General features: G+C 66.9%; 19 protein-coding genes and 1 pseudogene. 13 read left to right on the top strand and 7 right to left on the bottom strand.

Annotation, left to right across the window (positions count from 1 at the left end; translation table 11 throughout):
• Positions 1-123: 123 nt before the first annotated feature.
• A complete protein-coding gene (locus ABZT47_RS18660) occupies positions 124-1578 on the top strand; it encodes a hypothetical protein (RefSeq protein ID WP_354843108.1) in 1455 nt (484 codons plus the stop codon).
• A gap of 77 nt (positions 1579-1655) precedes the next feature.
• Here ABZT47_RS18660 and ABZT47_RS18655 read toward each other — a convergent pair whose 3' ends face one another.
• Positions 1656-2528, bottom strand: coding sequence for a type II CAAX endopeptidase family protein (locus tag ABZT47_RS18655; protein ID WP_354843105.1), 873 nt, complete (start codon positions 2526-2528; stop codon positions 1656-1658).
• A gap of 190 nt (positions 2529-2718) precedes the next feature.
• On the opposite strand from ABZT47_RS18655, the gene ABZT47_RS18650 reads away from it, so the two are divergent.
• From ABZT47_RS18650 to ABZT47_RS18635, 4 genes are all read left to right on the top strand, one after another.
• On the top strand, positions 2719-3957 hold the full coding sequence (locus tag ABZT47_RS18650) for a sensor histidine kinase (protein WP_354843102.1): 1239 nt from the start codon (positions 2719-2721) through the stop codon (positions 3955-3957).
• Complete coding sequence (locus tag ABZT47_RS18645; RefSeq protein ID WP_354843099.1) at positions 3948-4607, top strand: response regulator transcription factor; 660 nt, start codon at positions 3948-3950, stop codon at positions 4605-4607. The genes ABZT47_RS18650 and ABZT47_RS18645 overlap by 10 nt, the downstream gene beginning before the upstream one ends.
• Before the next feature lie 431 nt (positions 4608-5038).
• Complete coding sequence (locus tag ABZT47_RS18640) at positions 5039-5518, top strand: SigE family RNA polymerase sigma factor (RefSeq protein WP_354843096.1); 480 nt, start codon at positions 5039-5041, stop codon at positions 5516-5518.
• Positions 5515-6687, top strand: coding sequence for a hypothetical protein (locus ABZT47_RS18635; protein WP_354843093.1), 1173 nt, complete (start codon positions 5515-5517; stop codon positions 6685-6687). Before ABZT47_RS18640 ends, ABZT47_RS18635 begins: the two co-directional genes overlap by 4 nt.
• A 116-nt stretch (positions 6688-6803) precedes the next feature.
• Here ABZT47_RS18635 and ABZT47_RS18630 read toward each other — a convergent pair.
• A pseudogene (locus ABZT47_RS18630) lies at positions 6804-7022 on the bottom strand (helix-turn-helix domain-containing protein); the annotation flags it as partial.
• A gap of 104 nt (positions 7023-7126) precedes the next feature.
• Between ABZT47_RS18630 and ABZT47_RS18625 the strand changes: the two are divergent.
• From ABZT47_RS18625 to ABZT47_RS18590, 8 genes are all read left to right on the top strand, one after another.
• Positions 7127-7522 carry a cupin domain-containing protein gene (locus ABZT47_RS18625; RefSeq protein WP_354843090.1) on the top strand — a complete coding sequence of 132 codons (396 nt, stop codon included), beginning with the start codon at positions 7127-7129 and terminating at the stop codon, positions 7520-7522.
• 379 nt (positions 7523-7901) lie between these two features.
• Positions 7902-8204, top strand: a complete 303-nt coding sequence (locus tag ABZT47_RS18620; RefSeq protein WP_354843180.1) for a type II toxin-antitoxin system RelE/ParE family toxin — start codon at positions 7902-7904, stop codon at positions 8202-8204.
• Positions 8201-8500: a helix-turn-helix transcriptional regulator gene (locus ABZT47_RS18615; RefSeq protein ID WP_354843087.1), complete on the top strand. Its 300-nt coding sequence runs from the start codon at positions 8201-8203 to the stop codon at positions 8498-8500. The genes ABZT47_RS18620 and ABZT47_RS18615 overlap by 4 nt, the downstream gene beginning before the upstream one ends.
• Before the next feature lie 194 nt (positions 8501-8694).
• On the top strand, positions 8695-8898 hold the full coding sequence (locus ABZT47_RS18610; RefSeq protein ID WP_189167799.1) for an Arc family DNA-binding protein: 204 nt from the start codon (positions 8695-8697) through the stop codon (positions 8896-8898).
• On the top strand, positions 8895-9269 hold the full coding sequence (locus tag ABZT47_RS18605; RefSeq protein WP_354843084.1) for a Fic family protein: 375 nt from the start codon (positions 8895-8897) through the stop codon (positions 9267-9269). Before ABZT47_RS18610 ends, ABZT47_RS18605 begins: the two co-directional genes overlap by 4 nt.
• Positions 9270-9694: 425 nt before the next feature.
• A complete protein-coding gene (locus ABZT47_RS18600) occupies positions 9695-10879 on the top strand; it encodes a helix-turn-helix transcriptional regulator (protein ID WP_354843081.1) in 1185 nt (394 codons plus the stop codon).
• 329 nt (positions 10880-11208) lie between these two features.
• Complete coding sequence (locus tag ABZT47_RS18595) at positions 11209-11538, top strand: hypothetical protein (RefSeq protein WP_354843078.1); 330 nt, start codon at positions 11209-11211, stop codon at positions 11536-11538.
• Positions 11539-12187: 649 nt separating this feature from the next.
• On the top strand, positions 12188-13390 hold the full coding sequence (locus ABZT47_RS18590; RefSeq protein WP_354843076.1) for a hypothetical protein: 1203 nt from the start codon (positions 12188-12190) through the stop codon (positions 13388-13390).
• A 303-nt stretch (positions 13391-13693) separates the two neighbouring features.
• Here the strand turns inward: ABZT47_RS18590 and ABZT47_RS18585 are convergent, their stop codons facing one another.
• From ABZT47_RS18585 to ABZT47_RS18565, 5 genes are all read right to left on the bottom strand, one after another.
• Positions 13694-14530, bottom strand: a complete 837-nt coding sequence (locus ABZT47_RS18585) for a GIY-YIG nuclease family protein (RefSeq protein WP_354843073.1) — start codon at positions 14528-14530, stop codon at positions 13694-13696.
• A 656-nt stretch (positions 14531-15186) separates the two neighbouring features.
• The gene (locus ABZT47_RS18580) at positions 15187-16608 is read right to left on the bottom strand and encodes a recombinase family protein (RefSeq protein ID WP_354843070.1); all 1422 of its coding nucleotides are present in this window, start codon (positions 16606-16608) and stop codon (positions 15187-15189) included.
• 3 nt (positions 16609-16611) lie between these two features.
• Entirely contained in the window at positions 16612-16812 is a 201-nt protein-coding gene (locus tag ABZT47_RS18575) for a hypothetical protein (protein WP_354843067.1), read from the bottom strand.
• A 64-nt stretch (positions 16813-16876) separates the two neighbouring features.
• Entirely contained in the window at positions 16877-17530 is a 654-nt protein-coding gene (locus ABZT47_RS18570; RefSeq protein WP_354843064.1) for a response regulator transcription factor, read from the bottom strand.
• Complete coding sequence (locus ABZT47_RS18565; protein ID WP_354843061.1) at positions 17508-18659, bottom strand: histidine kinase; 1152 nt, start codon at positions 18657-18659, stop codon at positions 17508-17510. The genes ABZT47_RS18570 and ABZT47_RS18565 overlap by 23 nt, the downstream gene beginning before the upstream one ends.
• Positions 18660-18700 lie beyond the last annotated feature (41 nt).

Raw genomic sequence — 18700 nt, 5'->3', positions numbered from 1 at the left:
GCTCCCGCGTCGCGTGGGCCACCGGCCCGAGGCGGGACGATGATGCGCCACCCCCGACCTGAGGCTCCCGCGTCACGCGGAACACCGGCCCGAAGCCGGATGACGATGCGCCACCCTTACCTGATGCTCGTGCGCCCCACGGACACCCTCGCGGAGGTACGCCGGACGCGGGCGGCGCTCGCCTGGTGGGGTGCGCTGATCGTCGCCTCCTTCGCCGCCGGCGCGGTGCTGCACGCGCTGGGCGTGCTGCGCATCGACCACCTGCCGCCGCTGCACGCCCACTTCCGGGTCCTCACGGTCACGCTCGTCCCGGCGGCGGTCCTCGCCGCCGTCGCCGTCCGCGTTCTTCCCGGGGCGGTCCGGCGAGGCGGGTTCGGGCGGGCGTCGCTCGTGGCCTACGGGTTCGCGCTGGCGTGGACGGTGCTGCTGGCGATGTCGGGCGACGGGCTCGCCGCGCCGTTCACCCACCCTCAGGAGTACCTGGCCGTGCTGCCGCAGGTGGGGCACGACCCGCTCGGCTGGCTGGCGGGCTTCACCCGGCGGCTGGGCGAGTACCCGACGCACGTGCGCGGGCATCCGCCGCTGCCCGTGCTGGTGCTCTGGGCGCTGGCCGCCGTGGGGCTGGGCGGGCCGCTGTGGGCGGCGGTCCTGGTCATCGCGGCCGGCTGTTCCACTACGGTGGCGATCGGGCTGACCGTGCGCCGCCTGGCGGGGGAGCAGGCCGCCCGGCGCGCGCTGCCGTACCTGGCCCTCACCCCGGTATCGGTATGGATCGCCACCACGATGGACGCCTTCTTCGCGGGCGTCGGCGCGTGGGGCGTCGCGCTGCTGGTGCTCGGCCGGGGCACCACGGCCAGGACGTTGTGGGCGGGGGGAGCCGGGGTGCTGCTGGGCGCGCTGCCGTATCTCAGCTACGGACTGGTCCCTTACCTGCTGATCCCGGTGACGGTCGCCGTGCTCGCCCGCCTGCCGCGCCCGGCCGTGACGGCGGCGCTGGCCGGGGCGGCGTCGGTGACGGCCGCGTTCGCGGCCGGAGGGTTCTGGTGGCCCGCCGGGGTGGTCGCCACCCACGCGCAATGGGCCGCCGACCCGGGCGCCGCCCGCCCCTACCTGTACTTCCTGGTCGCCAACCTCGCCGTGCTCGCCCTGACGACCGGCCCCGCCACCGCCACAGGCCTCCCCCGCCTCGCCGTCGCCCTCACCAACCGACCCGCCGCCTCCGGCCTCAAGAACCGGCCCGCCACCTCCGGCCTCAAGAACCGGTCCGCCACCATCGCCCTCCGGGACCGGTCCGCCACCATCGCCCTCCGGGACCGGTCCGCCGCCTTCGGCCTCGGTGACCGGGCCGTCTCCCTGTGCCTCGGGGACCGGCCTGCCGCCTTCGTCGTGGCCGCGGCCCTGGTGGCGGTACTGGCGCTGGACGTCAGCGGAGTGACGCGAGGAGAGGTGGAGCGCATCTGGACCCCCTTCGCCATGTGGATCGGCCTGGCCGCCGCGTACGCCCCCGGCCGACGAACGCTCGCCACCCAAGCGGTCACCGGCCTCCTACTGCAGGCCCTGATCCTGTCCCCCTGGTGACCACAGCCCGACCTACCGCGCTCTCGGCCGGTCTCACCGGCCTGGATGTCGCCGCGCCCTGATCCGCCCGCGGCTCGTTACCGTGCGCCGGTGTTCTGGAACTCCCTGGCGGCGATCGGTTCGTAGCCGAGCCGGCCCCGGGTGGCGATGAGCAGTACGACTGCTGCCACCCCTGAGCCGATCGCCAACGTGTGCACGCTGTCGCCGAACGCGTCCAAGGACGGGAAACATGCTTCCCATACGAGGGAGTAGACGGTGTTGACACTGGCGTGGAACAGCATGACGACCGGCAGGCTCTCGTTCGTCCGGTTGAACACCCACGTCATGACGAGGCTCAGTGGGATCGCCGAGCCGACGAACTCCGCCATCATCAGCCAGTCCACATTGGGCCAGTCGGCCCACTCGCTGAAGAACAACGGCAGGTGCCACGCACCCCACAGCGGGCCGAGGATCAGCGAACCGGCGAGCGGGCCGTAGCGGGCCTGCAACCTGGGCTGGGCGAAGTCACGCCAGCCCGGCTCCTCCGCCAGTCCGGTCGTGAGGAACTGCATGACCAGCATCGGGACGTACAACAGCAAGACGGTCGCGCCGGGGATGCGGAAGTCGGCCAGTGCACCGGGAAGCGGGAACGTCGAGACGACCGCGACGACCGGGACGGCCAGCAGGACCCCGAGGTACCAGCGCGGGCTCACCCGCCAGCGGACCAGCCGTTTCGCCCAGAGCCGCAGGCCGGCCCGGCCGTCCACGACGGCGGTGACGATGAACGCGGCCGTGATCGGGCCGAGGTAGCCACCGGGCAGTACCCCCAAGGTCTGTGAACTTCCCAGTATCTCGGGATAGCGGATGGGCAGCAGACCGAGCCCGGTCTCGGACAGGATGTAGGGGAGCCAGCACAGCCAGGTGATGCCGTACGACAGCGTGAAATAGGTCAGTAGCGGATGTTTTCTCATGGTCGGCAAGCACACCAGCGAGCCGGGCGCGTGGCACTACCCCTGGTCACCGATTCCGGGTAGGGCTGGCTATACCTGAGGTGTAGGGCCGGCTCGGTGGGAACCGCCGCCCGTGCTGGTTAGCGTGATCCCTGTGTCCGCCAACCCGCCCCGCACCGCGCTCTCCGCGTTCGTCACACGGCGTCTCATCATGTCCGTCTGGCCCCTCAGGTCCGCGATGTACGTCCTGTCGTCGGTCCCGATCGCGATGCTCCTTGCGGTACCGCTCGGACTGCTGGCCTTCCCATGGGCGCTGCTCGCGCGGCGGGTCGCCACCAACACCGCACAACCCGCGTCCGGGCTGATCCTGCTGGTCCTCGGCGCTGCGCTCGTGGCCACGCTCGGGCCGCTGGTGGCCCGGCCGCTGGCCGCCGCCGAACGGGTCCGGCTGCGCCTGGTCGACCACCGGCCGGTCCCGTCAGTGCGCCGGGCACCGTTCGGCCTCTCCTGGTACCGCCAACCGCTGACCTGGCGGGAACTGTCGTACGCCGTCCTGCTCGTGACCGTGGTCCCCGCGCTCTACAGCATGGTGGCGTTCGTCCTCATACTGATCGCGGTGTGCGCTTTGAGCCCCTGGCTGGTCCCCGCCGGGGAGATCAACTTCGGCGTCACCGTCATCACCACGCCGCCACAGGCCGTGCCCTACTCCATCACCGGCTTCGCCGCCCTGGTGACCGTGCCCTACCTGCTCACCCTTGTCGCCGGCGTCCACGGCGCGGTGGCCCGGGCACTGCTCCACCCCGGCGCCGCCGACGAACTGCATGCGGAACTCGTCGAGGTGTCGCGGTCACGAGCCCGCCTGGTCAGCGCGTTCGAGGCCGAACGCCGCCGAATCGAACGCGACCTCCACGACGGCGCACAGCAGAAGCTCGTCGGACTGACCCTCCAGCTCGGCCTGGCCAAGCTCGACATCCCGGCCGCCTCCCCCGCCGCCGGGGCCGTCGAAACGGCTCATCAGCAGGCCAAGCAGCTGATGTCCGAGCTGCGCGAGCTGATCCACGGCATCCGCCCGAACGTGCTGACCGACCTCGGCCTGCCTGCCGCGCTGCGCGAGCTCGCCGACCAGTGCCCCATCCCGGTCGTCGTCGAGACCGACCTTCCTCGGCGCCCACCGGAACAGGTCGAGGCGACCACCTACTTCGTCGTCGCCGAAGCCCTCACGAACGTCGCCAAACACAGCGGAGCCACGGCCGTCACGGTCACCGCCCGCGAGACCGCGGGCCTGCTCACCGTCGAGATCCGCGACGACGGCCGAGGTGGCGCCGACCCCTCGAACGGCACGGGTCTCACCGGCCTCGCCGACCGGGTCGCCGTCGCCGCCGGGCGAATGCTGCTCTCCAGCCCGCCCGGCGGCCCCACGCTGATCCGGACGGAGCTGCCATGCGCGTAGTCCTGGCCGAAGACGGCGTCCTGCTGCGCGAGGGCTTGGCCGGCCTGCTGGAACGTTTCGGCTTCACCGTGGTCGCCAGCGTCAGCGACGCCACGGAACTTCTGCGGGCCGCGGCCGAGCACTCACCCGACCTCGTGGTGACCGACATCCGCATGCCACCGACGTTCACGGACGACGGCTTACGCGCGGCCGTCCAGCTGCGCCGGGACAACCCCGGCCTGGCCGTGGTCGCACTGAGCCAGTACGTCCAGCACGGTTACGCCGCCGAACTCCTCGATTCCGGCGGCGGGCTCGGCGTCGGCTACCTGCTCAAGGACCGTGTCGTCGACGTGGAAGACTTCGTCTCCGCCCTGCGCCGCGTCGTCGCCGGCGGCACCGTGATCGACCCCCAGGTCGTCCGCCGCCTGCTCAACCGCCAGAACAACCTGATCACCCGCCTCTCCCAACGCGAACGCGAGGTGCTCGCCTTGGTCGCCGAAGGTCACTCCAACCTGGCCATCGCGAAAACGCTGATCCTGTCGGAGGCCTCGATCAGCAAGCACATCGGCAGCATCCTGGCCAAACTCGACCTCTCACCCACCGACGACACCAACCGCCGCGTCCTGGCAGTGCTGACCTACCTACGCGAACGGTTCCCCGAGCTGCCATAAAGATCAGAGCCTGCACGCCTCAAGCACCAGATCCGCCAGGCGCCCACCCGACCAGGACGCTGCCCCCCGATGGCCGGACGAGTTGAGTGCAGTAAGCAGGGCAGGGGAGGAGGCCCTCGTACGGCCTATCGGATCATCTGGGCCGAGGTCGACGCCGGCGTCTGCATGACCGTGACCGCCGCGCCCCTGGAAGCGCTCAGGCGTGTCCTCGCCGAGCAGGCGGATCGTCAGACCGCCGTAGCGCCGCCGCGATGACGGTGTTGGATCCGGCACTGCTCGCAGGCGTGGCATGTCCGCCCCCATGCTGGTCGTTCTGTCGCCGTTCCCTGGGGGATGTGCCTGCCCCCTGTCGTCTTCAGCGGATCCCAGATGATGCAACATTTCGGAGTTCTTGCGCGTCTTAGCCGGGATGAACGAGAGGATTCCCGCCCGTGGATGACGCACCGGATTTCGCGGACTTCGCCGCCGATCGAATCGATGCGTTGTTCCGCTACGCCTACATGCTCACCGGCAACCCACACGACGCCGCCGACCTCGTTCAAGAGGGGATGGTACGGCTGCGCAGCTCATGGCCGCGCGTGCAGCACAAGCACAACCCGGAGAGCTACGTGAGAACGACGATCACCCGGCTGCACATCTCCGTCTGGAGACGGCGCAGGCGCGAACATCTGGTAGGGGAGGTGCCCGAACAGCCGCAACCGGTGGCGGAGCCACCACCGGACCTCTGGGACGAACTGGCCAAACTGCCCAAGAGACAACGTGCCGTACTGGTCCTGCGCTACTACGAGGATCGCTCGGATGCCGAGATCGCCGAGATCCTCGGCATCAACCCCGGAACCGTACGGAGTCAGGCATCCCGCGCCCTCGGCAAACTGCGTGACATCGTCAACCCGCTAAGGAGCCTGCGATGAACGACGTCGAAGAGGCGCTCCGCCGTACGTTCGCCCGAGCGGAGGCGCGCGTCCCGACCACGCCGCCGCATTTGCTGCGGCAGGTGACCGCGGGACAGGCCCGGCGCGCGCGCCGTGGCCTGGTGTTGGCGACCGCGATGGCCACCTGTCTGGTGATTTGGGCGGTATCAGCCGTGACATGGCGGGCTCCCGAGTCGCCACCCGCCATCACGGTCAAGCCTGCGCCGTCCATTCACGAACCACGGATCGTGAAGGAGATCGCGCCGCCGCTGGAACAGGTGCTGCCCTCGGTGATCGCGGAGGTCCCTCGGAAGGTCCCCAACGGTGAGGCCTTCACGCCGAAACGGTTCATCGATTCACGCACCATGCTCGGGTACGTGTCGAAGGAGGGCTACGATCCTGCGCCTGAATTGTGGGCTTATCGCCTGGAATCACAGACCTTTCAGCGCCTGGCCATCATCGACCATCCCATCGCGCCGGTGGACTCGCCGGCGGTGGGCGAAGGGGTGATCGCCTGGTTCGAGTACGTGGACCGAGACATCCACATCATGACGATTCCGGTGACCGGGGGCACTCCCCGCACGGTGGTCTCGTTCCCGGCCGAGCTGGATGTGGACAAGGTGAACGGGGACACCATCCATGGTGTGGACCTGGCCGTCGGAGGCGGCAGCATTTTCTGGTCGTCGACCAAGTCGGGGGGCGTCAACCGGGTTCCGGTGGTGGGCGGCGAACCGTTGTTCGTCCCGGGCACGGAGGGGCTGCGTCTCTTCTCCTGGCCCTGGGCAGGGCGTCCCGCCGATGGTCCGGCAGCCATGACGAATCTGCTCAACCTGAGCACCGGGGAGCGGCTCGACGATCCGGCGCAAGCGCGGTGCGATGTGAGCTGGTGTCTCACCGGCAACCAGGCGACCCGCCGCGGCGGCAGCCAGGTTTTGGAGCTGCCGGGCGACAGCCCCCGGTCACTCGTGGCCGGCCGCTTCGTCACCATGAATCAGGTCGACGAGCAGGGACGGAAGGCCTCAGTGATCTTCGATCTCGCCACATCACGGGTCGGCAGGCTGTGGATTCGCAACGACCGCAAGGCATCCCCCACTCTCTACATCGATACGGAGATGCTCTACTTCAAGCGCGGTGACAAGTGGGCCGTCATTCACGACTCGAACCGCTAGGCCAAGGCCCTGCGATCTGCGTGGACGAAGACGACATGAGCGAACTGTGCGGCGAAGCAGTCCGCCTGGTCAGAATGTAGTGCTGCCGAATCACAAGCCACCGCCACGATGAGGATTCACAAAGGGCCATGCTCGGACGCGGCATCACTTCTCAGTCCGACGCCCGTCGAGGAGTACTTGGCGGGCGGCACCGAGACGTGGCGCTTGAAGTGGCGGGTGAGGTGCGCTTGGTCGTAGAAACCCACCTCGACAGCCACCTCGGCCGGTGGTTCGCCCCGCAGCAGGCGTTTGCGGGCCTGTTCGATGCGACTCGCGATGACGTAAGCGTAGGAAGAGTCACGGAGCTGGTCGGCGAGCGACGATTCGGGTTCTGGCTATGTCCTCGCTCACGTCGGGATCGTACAAGATCCATTATCGGTACCCTCGGAAGATGGATGGTATGAAAACCGAACCCGTCAACCTGACAGAGGCGCTCGCGTCCTTCGACGACGTCTACAGCCCCAGAATCGTCGCCCGCATGAACGACTACGACGTGCGGATCGCCCATACCAGCGGAGAGCACGTCTGGCATGCGCACGAGGAGACCGATGAGTTCTTCCTCGTGCTCGACGGCCGGTTCAACATCGCCATGCGCGACGCCGAGGGCGACGAGACCACGGTCGTGCTCGAGAAGGGCGACACGTTCGTCGTACCTAGAGGCGTCGAGCACAAGCCGTCGTCACCTGGTGGGGCGATTCTCATGTTCGAGCCGTCAGGGACTCTGACCACCGGGGATCGCCACGAAGGGGAGATTCCGGACACGGTGGACAGTACGACCGGTCACGAGCTGGCGTAAGGAGCCGCGACGTGCTAGGCCGACGGCCCCGTAGTACCGCGCGAGGCGAGCCACTAGCACCAGCAATACCTCTTTGAAGTGCCAAATGGTTATTGCGGCATCGGCGGCACCAACGTCAAGCTAGGCGACCCATCCGCGTGCCTGACGTCGGGCCTGGCGCCCAGTGAGAATAGCCCTGCCAGTCCTGGTTGTGTGGCACAGCTGACCTCTGTGGCTTTGAGCCGCATTCGGTCGTTCAGCTTTGCCGCTGCAGGCATCGATGGGAAGCTCATCGTGTTCAGGTGAAAGCAGGACGTTACAGAGTCGTGGCTCATAGCATCAACGCTATGAGCTGGGGTACCGTGGAGCTGGAACAGAGGTTCGGAAGTGGCTTGAAGATCTGCCTGCGGCGTCGTTCGCCAGGGTCGCGTTCTATGTCGATCTGCTGGCGGCGGTGGGCCCCCTGCTGGGCGAGCCCTACACGAAGCAGCTTGACGGCAAGCTGCGTGAGCTCCGGTTTCATCTCGACGAGTTCGCGGTGCGCATCACCTACTGGATCGCACCTCGTCGCCGGATCGTGCTCTTGACCTTGTTCCACAAGACACGGTCACGCGATCACCGTGAGGTTGAGCGGGCTCGGCGAGCAATGCGTCGCTGTGTCGAACTGGCGCACACCGTTGACGAGGAAGAAGAAGCGGTATGAGCGAGCAGGAAAGCTGGCGAGAGCTCAGGGATCGCCGGATGGCCGAGCCGGGTGCGGCTGATGCCTATGAAGCTACACGTCTCGCCTACGAACTGGGCAAGACGGTGCGTGCGATGCGTGAGGAACGTGGCTGGAGCCAAAGCGACTTGGCCCGTGAGGCCGGCATGACCCAGTCGGCGGTGGCGCGGTTCGAAGCAGGCGGAACCGTTCCCACGTTGCCGGTTCTGGAGCGCCTGGCGCGTGCCTTGGACGCGGATGTCGAGGTCCGGCTGACGCCACGGGCTCCCGCTGCCTGAACTGAGGTGCCAGTGCCGCTCGGAAGTTCACTATCACGCGCCGAGAGCTTTGGGAGGCTATTGCGGCCGGCATCGGCGGCACCAACGTCAAGCTAGGTGACCCATTCGATGGGCTGCCTGTCAGACAGGCAGATGTGATCAGGCCGGCGACGATCTCGCCGGAGGGTGGTACCAAAAAGTGATACCATCAGCGTATGGCTGAGACACGGCTCCGGCTGCCGGACGAGACGTATGAGCAGATCAAGCAGCTCGCCAGTGGTGACGCTCAGAGCGTCAACTCGGCGATGGTGGTCGCCATCGAGGAGTACATCGCCCGGCGCAGGCGGGAGCGCTACCAGGCTATGGGCCGAAAGATCGCCGAGCGAGACCGGGAGTTGCTCGAGCGGCTCGCCCGATGACTTCCTATCCGACCACAGAGGACCTACTGGCCTTGGCGGAGGCGGTGCTCCCGGTGGTCCGGATACGTGACGGCGGTCAACTGCACGCTGCGGTGCTCCGCCCGCAGACGACCGTGTTCGGTGACGACGCCTATCCGGACCTGTGGCAGAAGGCGGCCGCCCTGATGCAGAGCATCCTGATCGGGCATCCACTGGTGGACGGTAACAAGCGGCTCGGCTGGGCCGCGGCCGTCGCCTTCCTTGAGGACAATGGGGAGATTCTGGAGTATCGCGACGTGGATGAGGCCGAAAGGCTGGTCATCTCCGTGACGACAGGCGAGTTGGAAGACATTCCTGACCTGGCGCGGCGACTCCGCAAGCTAGGCGCGTGAAGACGAGCCGACAGACGACGCGATCACCGTCTGAAGCCGGAAGCGACTCGCTGCCACCAGCAGCGCCTTCCCAAAGAAACGACTACTGCGGCATCGGCGGCACCAACGTCAAGCTAGGTGACCCATCCGAGTGGGCCGCTTGCCCGACGGGCCTGGTCCCGACCGCAGAGTAGTTTCCGCAGGTCTCGATCTACGGCTCGCGCTCTACTCCTGGGCGTGAGCCGTCCTGCTGTCCGGACCCTCCAACTGATCAAGGCCGATTACTGCCGCACGCGCTGCTCAACGGCCCGGGTCAGTGCGCGGCGAGTCTGACCGTTGCCGGGGGATCGCGGCCGGCACCATTGAACTCGGTCCCGTAAGAGGCCGACAAGGAGAAGGTCCCGCACTAGCCTGAGATTGTCGATGTCGCAGGAGGTGCGAGGGCTATGCCCGAAGCCAGCACAGTAGGTCGGCAGATCAAGTCGCTTCGTGAGGACCGCGGCCTCACTCAAGAAGAGCTGGCCGAGCGCGCTGGCCTTAGCCGTGACATCATCGCCAAGCTCGAACAGGGGCGTCGGCAGACGGCCCGGCTCACTACGCTGGTCCGGATCGCCAACGCCCTGGACGCGGAGCTGAGCGCCCTGATCGGCAAGCGGGACCGCATGGGCGCCGAGCGGACCGGCGGCGGTGTCCTGGCACTTCGGGATGCGCTGCTCTCGCCGTCGTACCTACCTGACGTGGACGATGGACATGACGGCGAGCCGACCCGGCTGGAGGACATCACGACCGCCGTGGACAGTGCCTGCGCGAGCTACTGGCGTGGCGACTTCCCGTGGCTCGTCGCTCACCTGCCCGGCCTGATCGCCGAAGCACGCCTCACACACGCTGCTGTGGGTGAGTCCGCCCTCTACCCGTTGGTGATGGCCTACGACCTGGCCGCCAGCCTCATGGTTCACCTCGGCCGGGATGACCTGGCCGCGATCGGTGCCGAGCGGGCCGTCACCACGGCGCACGGCGGGAACGATGAGTTGCTGTGGGCCACGCTGCATGGCACATATGCGTGGGTGCTGCTCCACCAGGGCCGCCTCGACGCCGCGGAACGCCTCGCCATCTCCATGGCCGAGCGCATCGAACCCTCGTTCTCCGCACCGGCCGACCGGGTGGCCGCGTGGGGCAATCTGCTGCTCATGGCGCTGGCTCCCGCGGCCGCCGCAGGTCGCGACGTCTCGGAGTACATCGCACTGGCCGCGGCCGGAGCCGAACGCCTCGCCGGACAGGTCACGATCTATAACTCCGTGTTCGGCCCGGCGAAGGTCGCCATGGAGGCCACCCACGCTTATACGGTACTTCGCCGGCCAGAGCGCGCTCTGGCCGAGTCGCGGCGTGTCCGGCGGGAAGACGTTACCGGCATTTCCTATGGCCGGCATTTGCTCGACGTCGCACAGGCCCACGTGGACGCAAGACACCACGGCGCAGCGGTGCAGCGGCTCCAGGAGTCGCAGGCGTTGTCGCCGGTATGGTTCCGCCATCAGCGGGTCGCGCATGATCTGGTCATGGGGATCCGTGAAGTGGAGATGCGCCCGTCGTCGGCCATCCGCTCGCTTATGGGATCTCTCCACATCGGGATGTAGGACACAGTGTCCTCATCGGCAGCGAAGCGATCGGGCCATCTGGACAGCCTGTCCCTGGTGGTAGGCATGCAGTGATCTCACTATCGGTACATGGAATGTCACCGAGCGGATGCAGCAGGACATGGACTCTCGGACGCTGCCCCAGCTCCGACCCCCGGCTGGCGAATGTGGAGGTCGGACGCCGGCCGATGGTGGGCGACCCGAGAACAGCCCTATGACGAAGCTGCCGAAAAGGCCGGGGCGTGGCGCACGGTCGACGCCGACGACGAGCTCGCGCTCGCCAGGGCGATTGCCGAGCAGGAGAGCATCGCCGACCTGGCGGCCACCTCATGACCGATCAGGAGCCCACCGTCCTGGAGCGCGTAGCCGAATTGGTGGCACAGCAGCTCGCCGTTCTCGGGCAGACCTACCCGGCGTGGCGGATCCGGCGGATCATGTGGCCGGACGGCACCCCGGGCGGGTGGTGGGCCACCCGGTACGCCGAGCTCACCCCCGCCCAGCGCGCGGCCGGCCTGATCCCGTCGATCGCCCGCCGCGACGCGATCGGCCTCATGATGGAACTCGCAGTCCAGGACGAGATCGCCCACCAGAACGGGTACGCGGAGGGCGACTCCGGACCCGTTTCCCAGCCGAGCACCTCAACCGACTCGGCTTCGTGACCATGCCTCCCCAGCAGCTCAGCGGCCGGTGCCTGTACTGCCTAGCCGAGATCTACCGCATCCCAGGTGGCACATGGCGTTCCGTACAGCAGCACAGCGACACCTCGGGCTCCCTGCTCCGCACTCAGTGCCCCTCCCAACCACTCCTGCGCGCGGAGCACCGGTCTCACGTCCCCCAGCCGCAGCGGACCGATGGACTCCTGCCCGGTCAATCGCCGGTGGACCGTCAAGCCGAGCGGAGCTCGCCCCCTGACCGACCACGAGCCAGCACAGTGGCTGCTTACGTCGACGCTCACCTTGATAAACACCCACATTAGGAGAGCGGTAGTGCCCTGGATCAGCTGGAGGCTCTGACCTGGGCGATCGCATCCGATCTACGGAAGGCAATGAAGATCATCCCGCACCTGTCCCGGGGGATGTTGGTGGGGATGCTCGCGTGCATGTACTTCGCTGGCCTTTGGCCTGCCGGGGCAGGGCCGGGCTTCGGGAGAGGACTGTCATCTTCCAGCAACTGGATGGGGCCTGCGCACTTTGGAGGAGACGCTGCCAGAGAGCGGGCGGCGGTTCTTGGACTTGGGGAAGATGTACGACATACGCGGGCTCAAGCAGCACTCCCCCACTCCCGCCGATCATGGTGCAGACTTTTCCCGTGACGGATGATGAGCTCTTCAACGGCGGGGCCCTGAACGATTACCTACAGCACCGGCTGGATACAGCGGTGAAATCCGCTGGCCAGATCCCAGCCCAAGAGATCCGCTTCTCGCCGACCGCCGTCGTCGAGCGCCTGGTGAGCGAATATGCAGTCGAGCCGACGCAGGTCAACTTCAGTGCAATGACCCGGACCGATATCAGCGAGGCGACGATCCGCTGGCAGAACGGTTACCGTGCGGCGCAGACGCCTGGACAGCAGTTCTCAGTGATCGTGCCATTCACTGGTGATCCGGAACTGTTCAGGCGACAAGCCAGCACCAGACGCATGAACGCACCGCCTCGCGCGACCATTCGTGATGACGCCTTGGTGTTCTACGTCCAAGCTCCCCGCCTCACTCCAGAGTTCGTGGATCAGCAGGTCTCGGCAATGCAGCAAGAACTGACCGATCGGCTGCAATGGGCCGCGAACGATGTTCAGGGATGGGTGACGCGCCTGCGATTGGAGGTAAGCCGTGCAGTCCGCGAGCGCAAGGAGCTACTTGATCACGCAGAGTCGTTGTCCTCGGAGCTCAACATTCCCTTGGCCCCCGCTCCTCCAGATCAGCAGGTCCATGTCCCGCTCACGCGGAAAAGGTTGCGCATCGAGCCCGCTGCCCCCGACCCGGGACGGGACGATCCCCGGCTGGCTGAGGACATGTACGAGGATGTCGTCAGGACCATCAGTGGAATGAGCAGAGCGGCTGAACGCCTCCCCGCAACCGCCCTCCACTTGGGCGAAGAGGGCTTTCGCGATCTTCTTCTGTTCACGCTCAACGCCAATTATGAAGGAGCAGTGCGGGGTGAGGTCTTCAACTGCACCGGTAAGACGGACATCCTGCTGAGCTGGAAAGACCGCAACGCTTTCATCGGCGAGTGCAAGATGTGGCGCGGCCAGAAGAAGTTCGTCGACGCGATCGATCAGCTTCTGGGCTACACCGCCTGGCGAGACACCAAAGCAGCGCTCATCCTGTTCATTCAAGGGGGGAACCCCACAGAGATCATTAAGAAGGCCGGCGAAGCGATCCGCAGCCACCCCGCCTTCTGGTCAGCAGCTCCAACCACGGAACCAGAACTTCGCCAGAACTACCTGATGAAAGCGCCTCAAGATTCGCAGCGGTTCGTCACCATGGCGTTCCTGCCCGTGGTGATCCCCGCGACGTAGCTCCCGCGACCCAGCGGACCGCAGGCCCTTGCTGGTTGCCACAGAACTGCGCGTTCTTCCAACCCTAAAGAGATGTATTGACGGCTGGCTCGAACCACGACCGTCCTCGCCGCAGCCAACGTCCTTCGAGCGAGGATCGGCAACACCGCTCTAGCCATAGGGCTCGCTGGCCCTGCGGACATATCCGAAGGTCTCCACCGATCCCCGCTACGCGGCCATTAGCCGCCCCGGAGCGCACGGCCGTCAGGCCCGAGCACCGGAAGCGGCGCGGCAGTCTGGGACTGCACCGTGAATAGGAATACTTCAGGCTTTGCCGTCGCCGAGTCGCTGAGCATCGATCTCATGAAGTCGCAGTAGCAGATGCTTATTGTCGTCATCTTCTGGAGATCCCCACATATCATATTTGATGGCTGAAACCCTCCAGCCTGGATTTAGGGGAGGCTCAATCCTGGCCTTCTCCCACAAGTACGCCACATAGTTCGCTGCATCTTCACTCAACAGGCCCAAGCCTGTCATTATCATGGAGTATGGGTCTAGTCTAAGGAATTCCTCAACGTTCTCTTTTATCGACTTAGAATATGGATTGAACAGCAATCCATATCCGAGGTCATCCACGAATTCGCCCGTCTCCTCTCCTCCGAAGCCTCGCAGGTCGACTGCGGTTTGGAATGCATCGATCTTTCGAACATCGGGCTGTTCGGTGACTCGGAGTAAACAGAGGTCGGGAAATTGAACAAACTTTACGGATACGATCTCTCGGCGAAGCCAGCGACGCATACGATTCTCTATCGATGGCAGTATCTCGACCTCTACGGCATCGGCGCTCTCGTCTACTTCAAACTCGCGGGCGATCCGTTGGGTAATCTTGATGGCGTCACGAATACCGATCCGAAAGAATTCCCTCGCCTTGTTAATCCGGAGATGGCTGAGCTCGCTGTGGATCTCACTTTCGGCCGCGTCCACATCCGAGACTATTTCGTCATAGATGACCTCGAAGTCAGCTGGAACTCCCGTTGCACGGGACAACTCCCGGACACGTGTTGTGGTGTCGCGCGTCGTCTGCCCGATCTTGAGAATCCCCGGCATGTGCTGGTTCGCGAGGATGTAGATGATCCCGCGACGTGCGGTTCTGGACGTCATCTTGCGTCTCCCTCGTGGGCAGCGAGCTGCTATGCAGCGAATAGTAGAGCGCGAGTCCGACACTTGGCCTTGTGGGCGATGCGGGATGTCCGCGTGGGCGGCGCTGGCCGCGACCGGCCGAAGAGCCGCAGCGCGGCCAGCGACCGCCCGACGCGCGGCGAGCCGCCGAAGGCGGATCGCCTTTAATACATGTACAGATAAGTTACTTTCGATCTTGGTCGATTCGCATCTTCGCCGGTTGTTCGAGTGGTGGCCGGTGTTCCGCTCGCTGGTTGGTACGCCAGCGTGGGGACGAGTGGGGACGTCCTGTCTGAGCAGGGATCTCTAGGACGTCTCGGTGGTGTCCGGCTGTGTGGTGTCCTCGTTCTGGCTGTTGGTCGCATTCTTGGTCTCGGTATCGATCGAAGGGAGCGAGAAGGGAGGCGAGCATGCGGCGGAGGGAGGATCCGAGAGCGCGGTGCCGTGGGGTGGACGTCGTGTTGGGCGGCTGCCTGGTGGCGGGTGTGGGTGAATGACGAGATGCGGGCGCGGGTGGCGGCGTCTCGGGCGGCGCAGGGGCTTGCGCCGGTGGTTGAGGATCTGGCGGTGTTGGAGCGGGTGGCGTTGGTGTTCCGGCTCGTCGGTGGGGACGAGCCGGAGCGTTTGAGTACTGCCGCTTAGGCGATCCATTCGATGGTGAATCGGTCGGGGTCCCACTTCTTGCGTGGGTCGGCGGGTGCGACGGTGACGGTGCGGATGACCGCAGCGACGATGGCGCGTCGCTGCGAGGCGTTCATGGCCTGCCACCTGGTGAGCATCTCTTGGGCGGTGCCGATGAAGGGGATGAGGGGCGAGGTACGCGACAGGCCGGCCAGTTGTGCCCGGTTCTTGTCCAGGCGTAGTTCGATGGGGGTGCGGGCGGCCATCCATTCTCTGCGGGTGATCTCGCGGGTGGCCCATGCCTGGGCGAGTTCTTCGAGGAGTTCCTCGTCGGCGCGTACGGTCTCAGCGATGTTGTCATCGTCGCCGCCCTGGTGGCGGATGCGCTCGGCGAGGGCGGGGGAGTCGAGCGCGGTCAGGAGCATGTCACGGATGTGATCGTCGGTGCGGGCGGTGTTGGTGGCGATGCCGCCGCAGGATCCGCTGCCGGGCACGTTGGGGCACACGTAGCGTGGGACGCCTTGCCTGGGGCGGCCGTTCATGCGGTGTCCGCATCGTCCGCAGCGCAGGATGCCGGACAGAAGGTAGGAGCGCCCGGTGGCGGCTTGGCGGCGGTAGTCGCGGGCGGGATCGCTGAGCAGCACGCGTAGCCGGTCGGAGTCGACGGGGCTGATGATCGCGGGCCAGACGGCGTTGGCGACGATCTCGCCCAGCAGCGGGCGGGTGGTCCGGTAGGTGCTGCGCGGCGTGTGCTCTCTTCGCCCACTGATGCGGGCTGATGCGAGCAGTCGGCGCAATGATGTGGGGATCCAGTGACGTCCGGAAGGGGTCTTCACATCCCGCTGCTCGTAGTCCTTGCAGACGCTGGCCAGTGATTCGCCTGCCAATACCCGGCTGGCGGCTTCGCGAATCACCTCAGCCTCTTCCTCGATGACGGTTATCCGGTCGTCGGCGTAGCCGTAGGGACGCATCCCACCGCCGGAGACCTTGCCGGCTTCGGCGTTCTGGCGTCGCTGGCGCTTTTGCCGTTCGGCTTTGTGTTCGGCCTCGTGGCGGGCCGCGGCTCCCAGCATGCGCGCGATCAGGCGTCCGGTCGGAGTGGCCAGGTCGATCTCACCGGTCACGGTGGCGAGTTCGATGCCGCGCCGGTCGGCCAGGTCGATGACGTCTTCTAGCTCGCGCGGGGACCGTGTCAGTCGGTCGACGTGCCAGCAAGCGATGGCGTCGACTGTGCCGGCTTCGATGTCCTCAAGCAGTCTTTGCCACGCGGGGCGGGGGCTTCCTGAGTAGGCGCTGACGTCGTTGTCCGAGTACACGTCAGCTACCTGCCAGCCTCGGCGCTCGGCCAGTGCTCGGCAGTCGGCTTCCTGCCGGATGACGCCGAGTCCGGCGCCCGCACGGTCTTGGCTGATCCGGCAGTAGATCGCAGCTCTCCGCATGGGTCACATAGATACACGCTCGTAGGCACGGAGGTGGCCTGGCTGGTTGGCCTCACTCATTCTGAGTGCGGCCATGACCCGATGGAGGTCGTTCTCGTCCATCGCATCCTTGATGACCAGGTCGAACAGCCTCGAGAACACCACACCGACCAGGTCGTTGCTCTTGCGCACGCCGCAGGCCGGCAGGTGATCACTGAGCGCCACCACTGATCACGGGACAGAGGCGTTGTTGTTCGTGCAGTCCCGGTCGCGAGGGCTGGGCCGAGAATCAGTCGACTAGGCCGGCGCGGTAGGCGGCGATGGCCACCTGTACGCGGTTCGTGACGGCGAGCTTGTCGAACAGGTGGGAGATGTGACTCTTAACCGTGGCCTCGCTCATGTTCAGGCGGGTTGCGATCTCGGTGTTGGAGTGGCCGAGCCCGATCTCGGTGAGTACCTCGCGCTCGCGGCCGGTCAGTGCCTCCAGCCGGGCGAGCGCGTCACGGCGGCGTCGAATGGGCTGGTCGGTGGTGAGCCGGTGGATCAGCCGCCGAGTGACCCGCGGGGACAGCATCGAGTCGCCGCCGTGCGCGAGACGGATCGCCCGGATCAGGTCGTGCGGGGAGGTGTCCTTGAGGAGGAACCCGCAGGCTCCCGCCTCCAGGGCGGTGAGGATGTGCTCGTCGCTGTCGAACGTGGTGAGGATGATCACCGCGGGTGCCCGGGCGAGCCGGCGGATGGCACCGGTGGCTGCCAGGCCGTCGTACCGCGGCATCCTGACGTCCATCAGGACGACGTCGGGCCTGAGTCGGCGGATCGCGTCGACGGCCTGGTTGCCGTCCTCGGCCTCGCCCACGACCTCCACGTCGGGTGCGGACTCGATGATGAACCGCAGCCCCGCGCGGATCAGCGACTCGTCGTCAACCAGCAGTGTCCTGATCATGTGATTCCCTTGGGGATGCGTCCGCGGCGTGCCACGGCAGTCGGCCCTCAAGACGCCAGCCTCCCGCATCGTCCGGCCCGCCGCGCACCGTTCCGCCGATCAGCCGGAACCGCTCCGCCAGGCCCACCAGACCGACTCCGGCGCCGGTCTCCGGACTCGGCTGGGGCGATCGTCCGTTGGCGACCGCGATCGTGACGCCGGCTTCCCTGCTCCCGGTCGCCGTGACCGTGACCGGGGCCCCGTGGGCGTGCTTGTGCGCATTGGTCAGGCCCTCCTGGACGAGGCGATGCGCGGCCCTTGCCGTTTCCGGTGGCCACGTGCCGATATCGCCGTGCAGGGTGACGGTCCCGCCGGCCGATACCCAGGAGTCCACCAGCCGCCGCAGGTCGGGGAAGCCGTCGTCGTCATCGTCGGGCCCGGCGCGCAGCACGCCGAGGATCTTGCGCAGCTCTTCGAGCGCCTCCTGCGCGCTGAGCCTGATCAGCGCCGCCTCCCGCTCGACGCGCTCCGGCCCTGCGCTCGCGTTCACCTCCAGGCCGCCGGCGTGCAGCGAGATGAGCGTCATCTTATGCGCGAGCACGTCGTGCATTTCCCGGGCGATCCGGCCGCGTTCAGCGGACCTCGCCTGCTCGCCACGCAGACGCTGCTCGGTCTCGGCGCGTTCGGCGCGCTCGCGCAGCGATCGGGTCAGCTCGCGGCGGGTGGTGACGTACGCTCCGGCCGCCAGCGTGGCCCCGGTGGCGGTCACCGCTGAGATCAGCGCGTCCGTGCCCAACCGGCCGCCGTCCACCCACTGGTGGGCGAGGAACCCCGCCATGCCGATCGCCGCCAGCGCCAGGAAACGCGTGCCCGCGCCGGAGAACAGGCTGATCAGCAACGGCCCCGGATTGCCCGACAGCGCGTACGCGCCCGCCCCGACGACGGCCACCGCGACCGGCCACCGGCTTCGGAACCAGACCGCACCCGTGCCTGCCAGCCCGGCGGCGGCGATGACGGGTCGCGGCAGCGGCGCCCACGGCGTCTTGACCGCCAGGACGGTGAGGAACAGGCAGAGCGCCACGGAGGCCGCGCTGATCGCGTATGGCCCGAGCGCGGCCATCCGCCGCAGCGCCGCGCGGTACGACAGCATCGGTCCAGCGTAGCCAGGGCGGCGGCGCGCCACCTCAGACC

The sequence above is a fragment of the Sphaerisporangium sp. NPDC005289 genome (genome assembly GCF_040607455.1).
Lineage (GTDB): Bacteria > Actinomycetota > Actinomycetes > Streptosporangiales > Streptosporangiaceae > Sphaerisporangium > Sphaerisporangium rhizosphaerae.
Note: the sequence above shows the minus strand (reverse complement) of the source record. Positions and strands in the feature narration are given on the sequence as shown.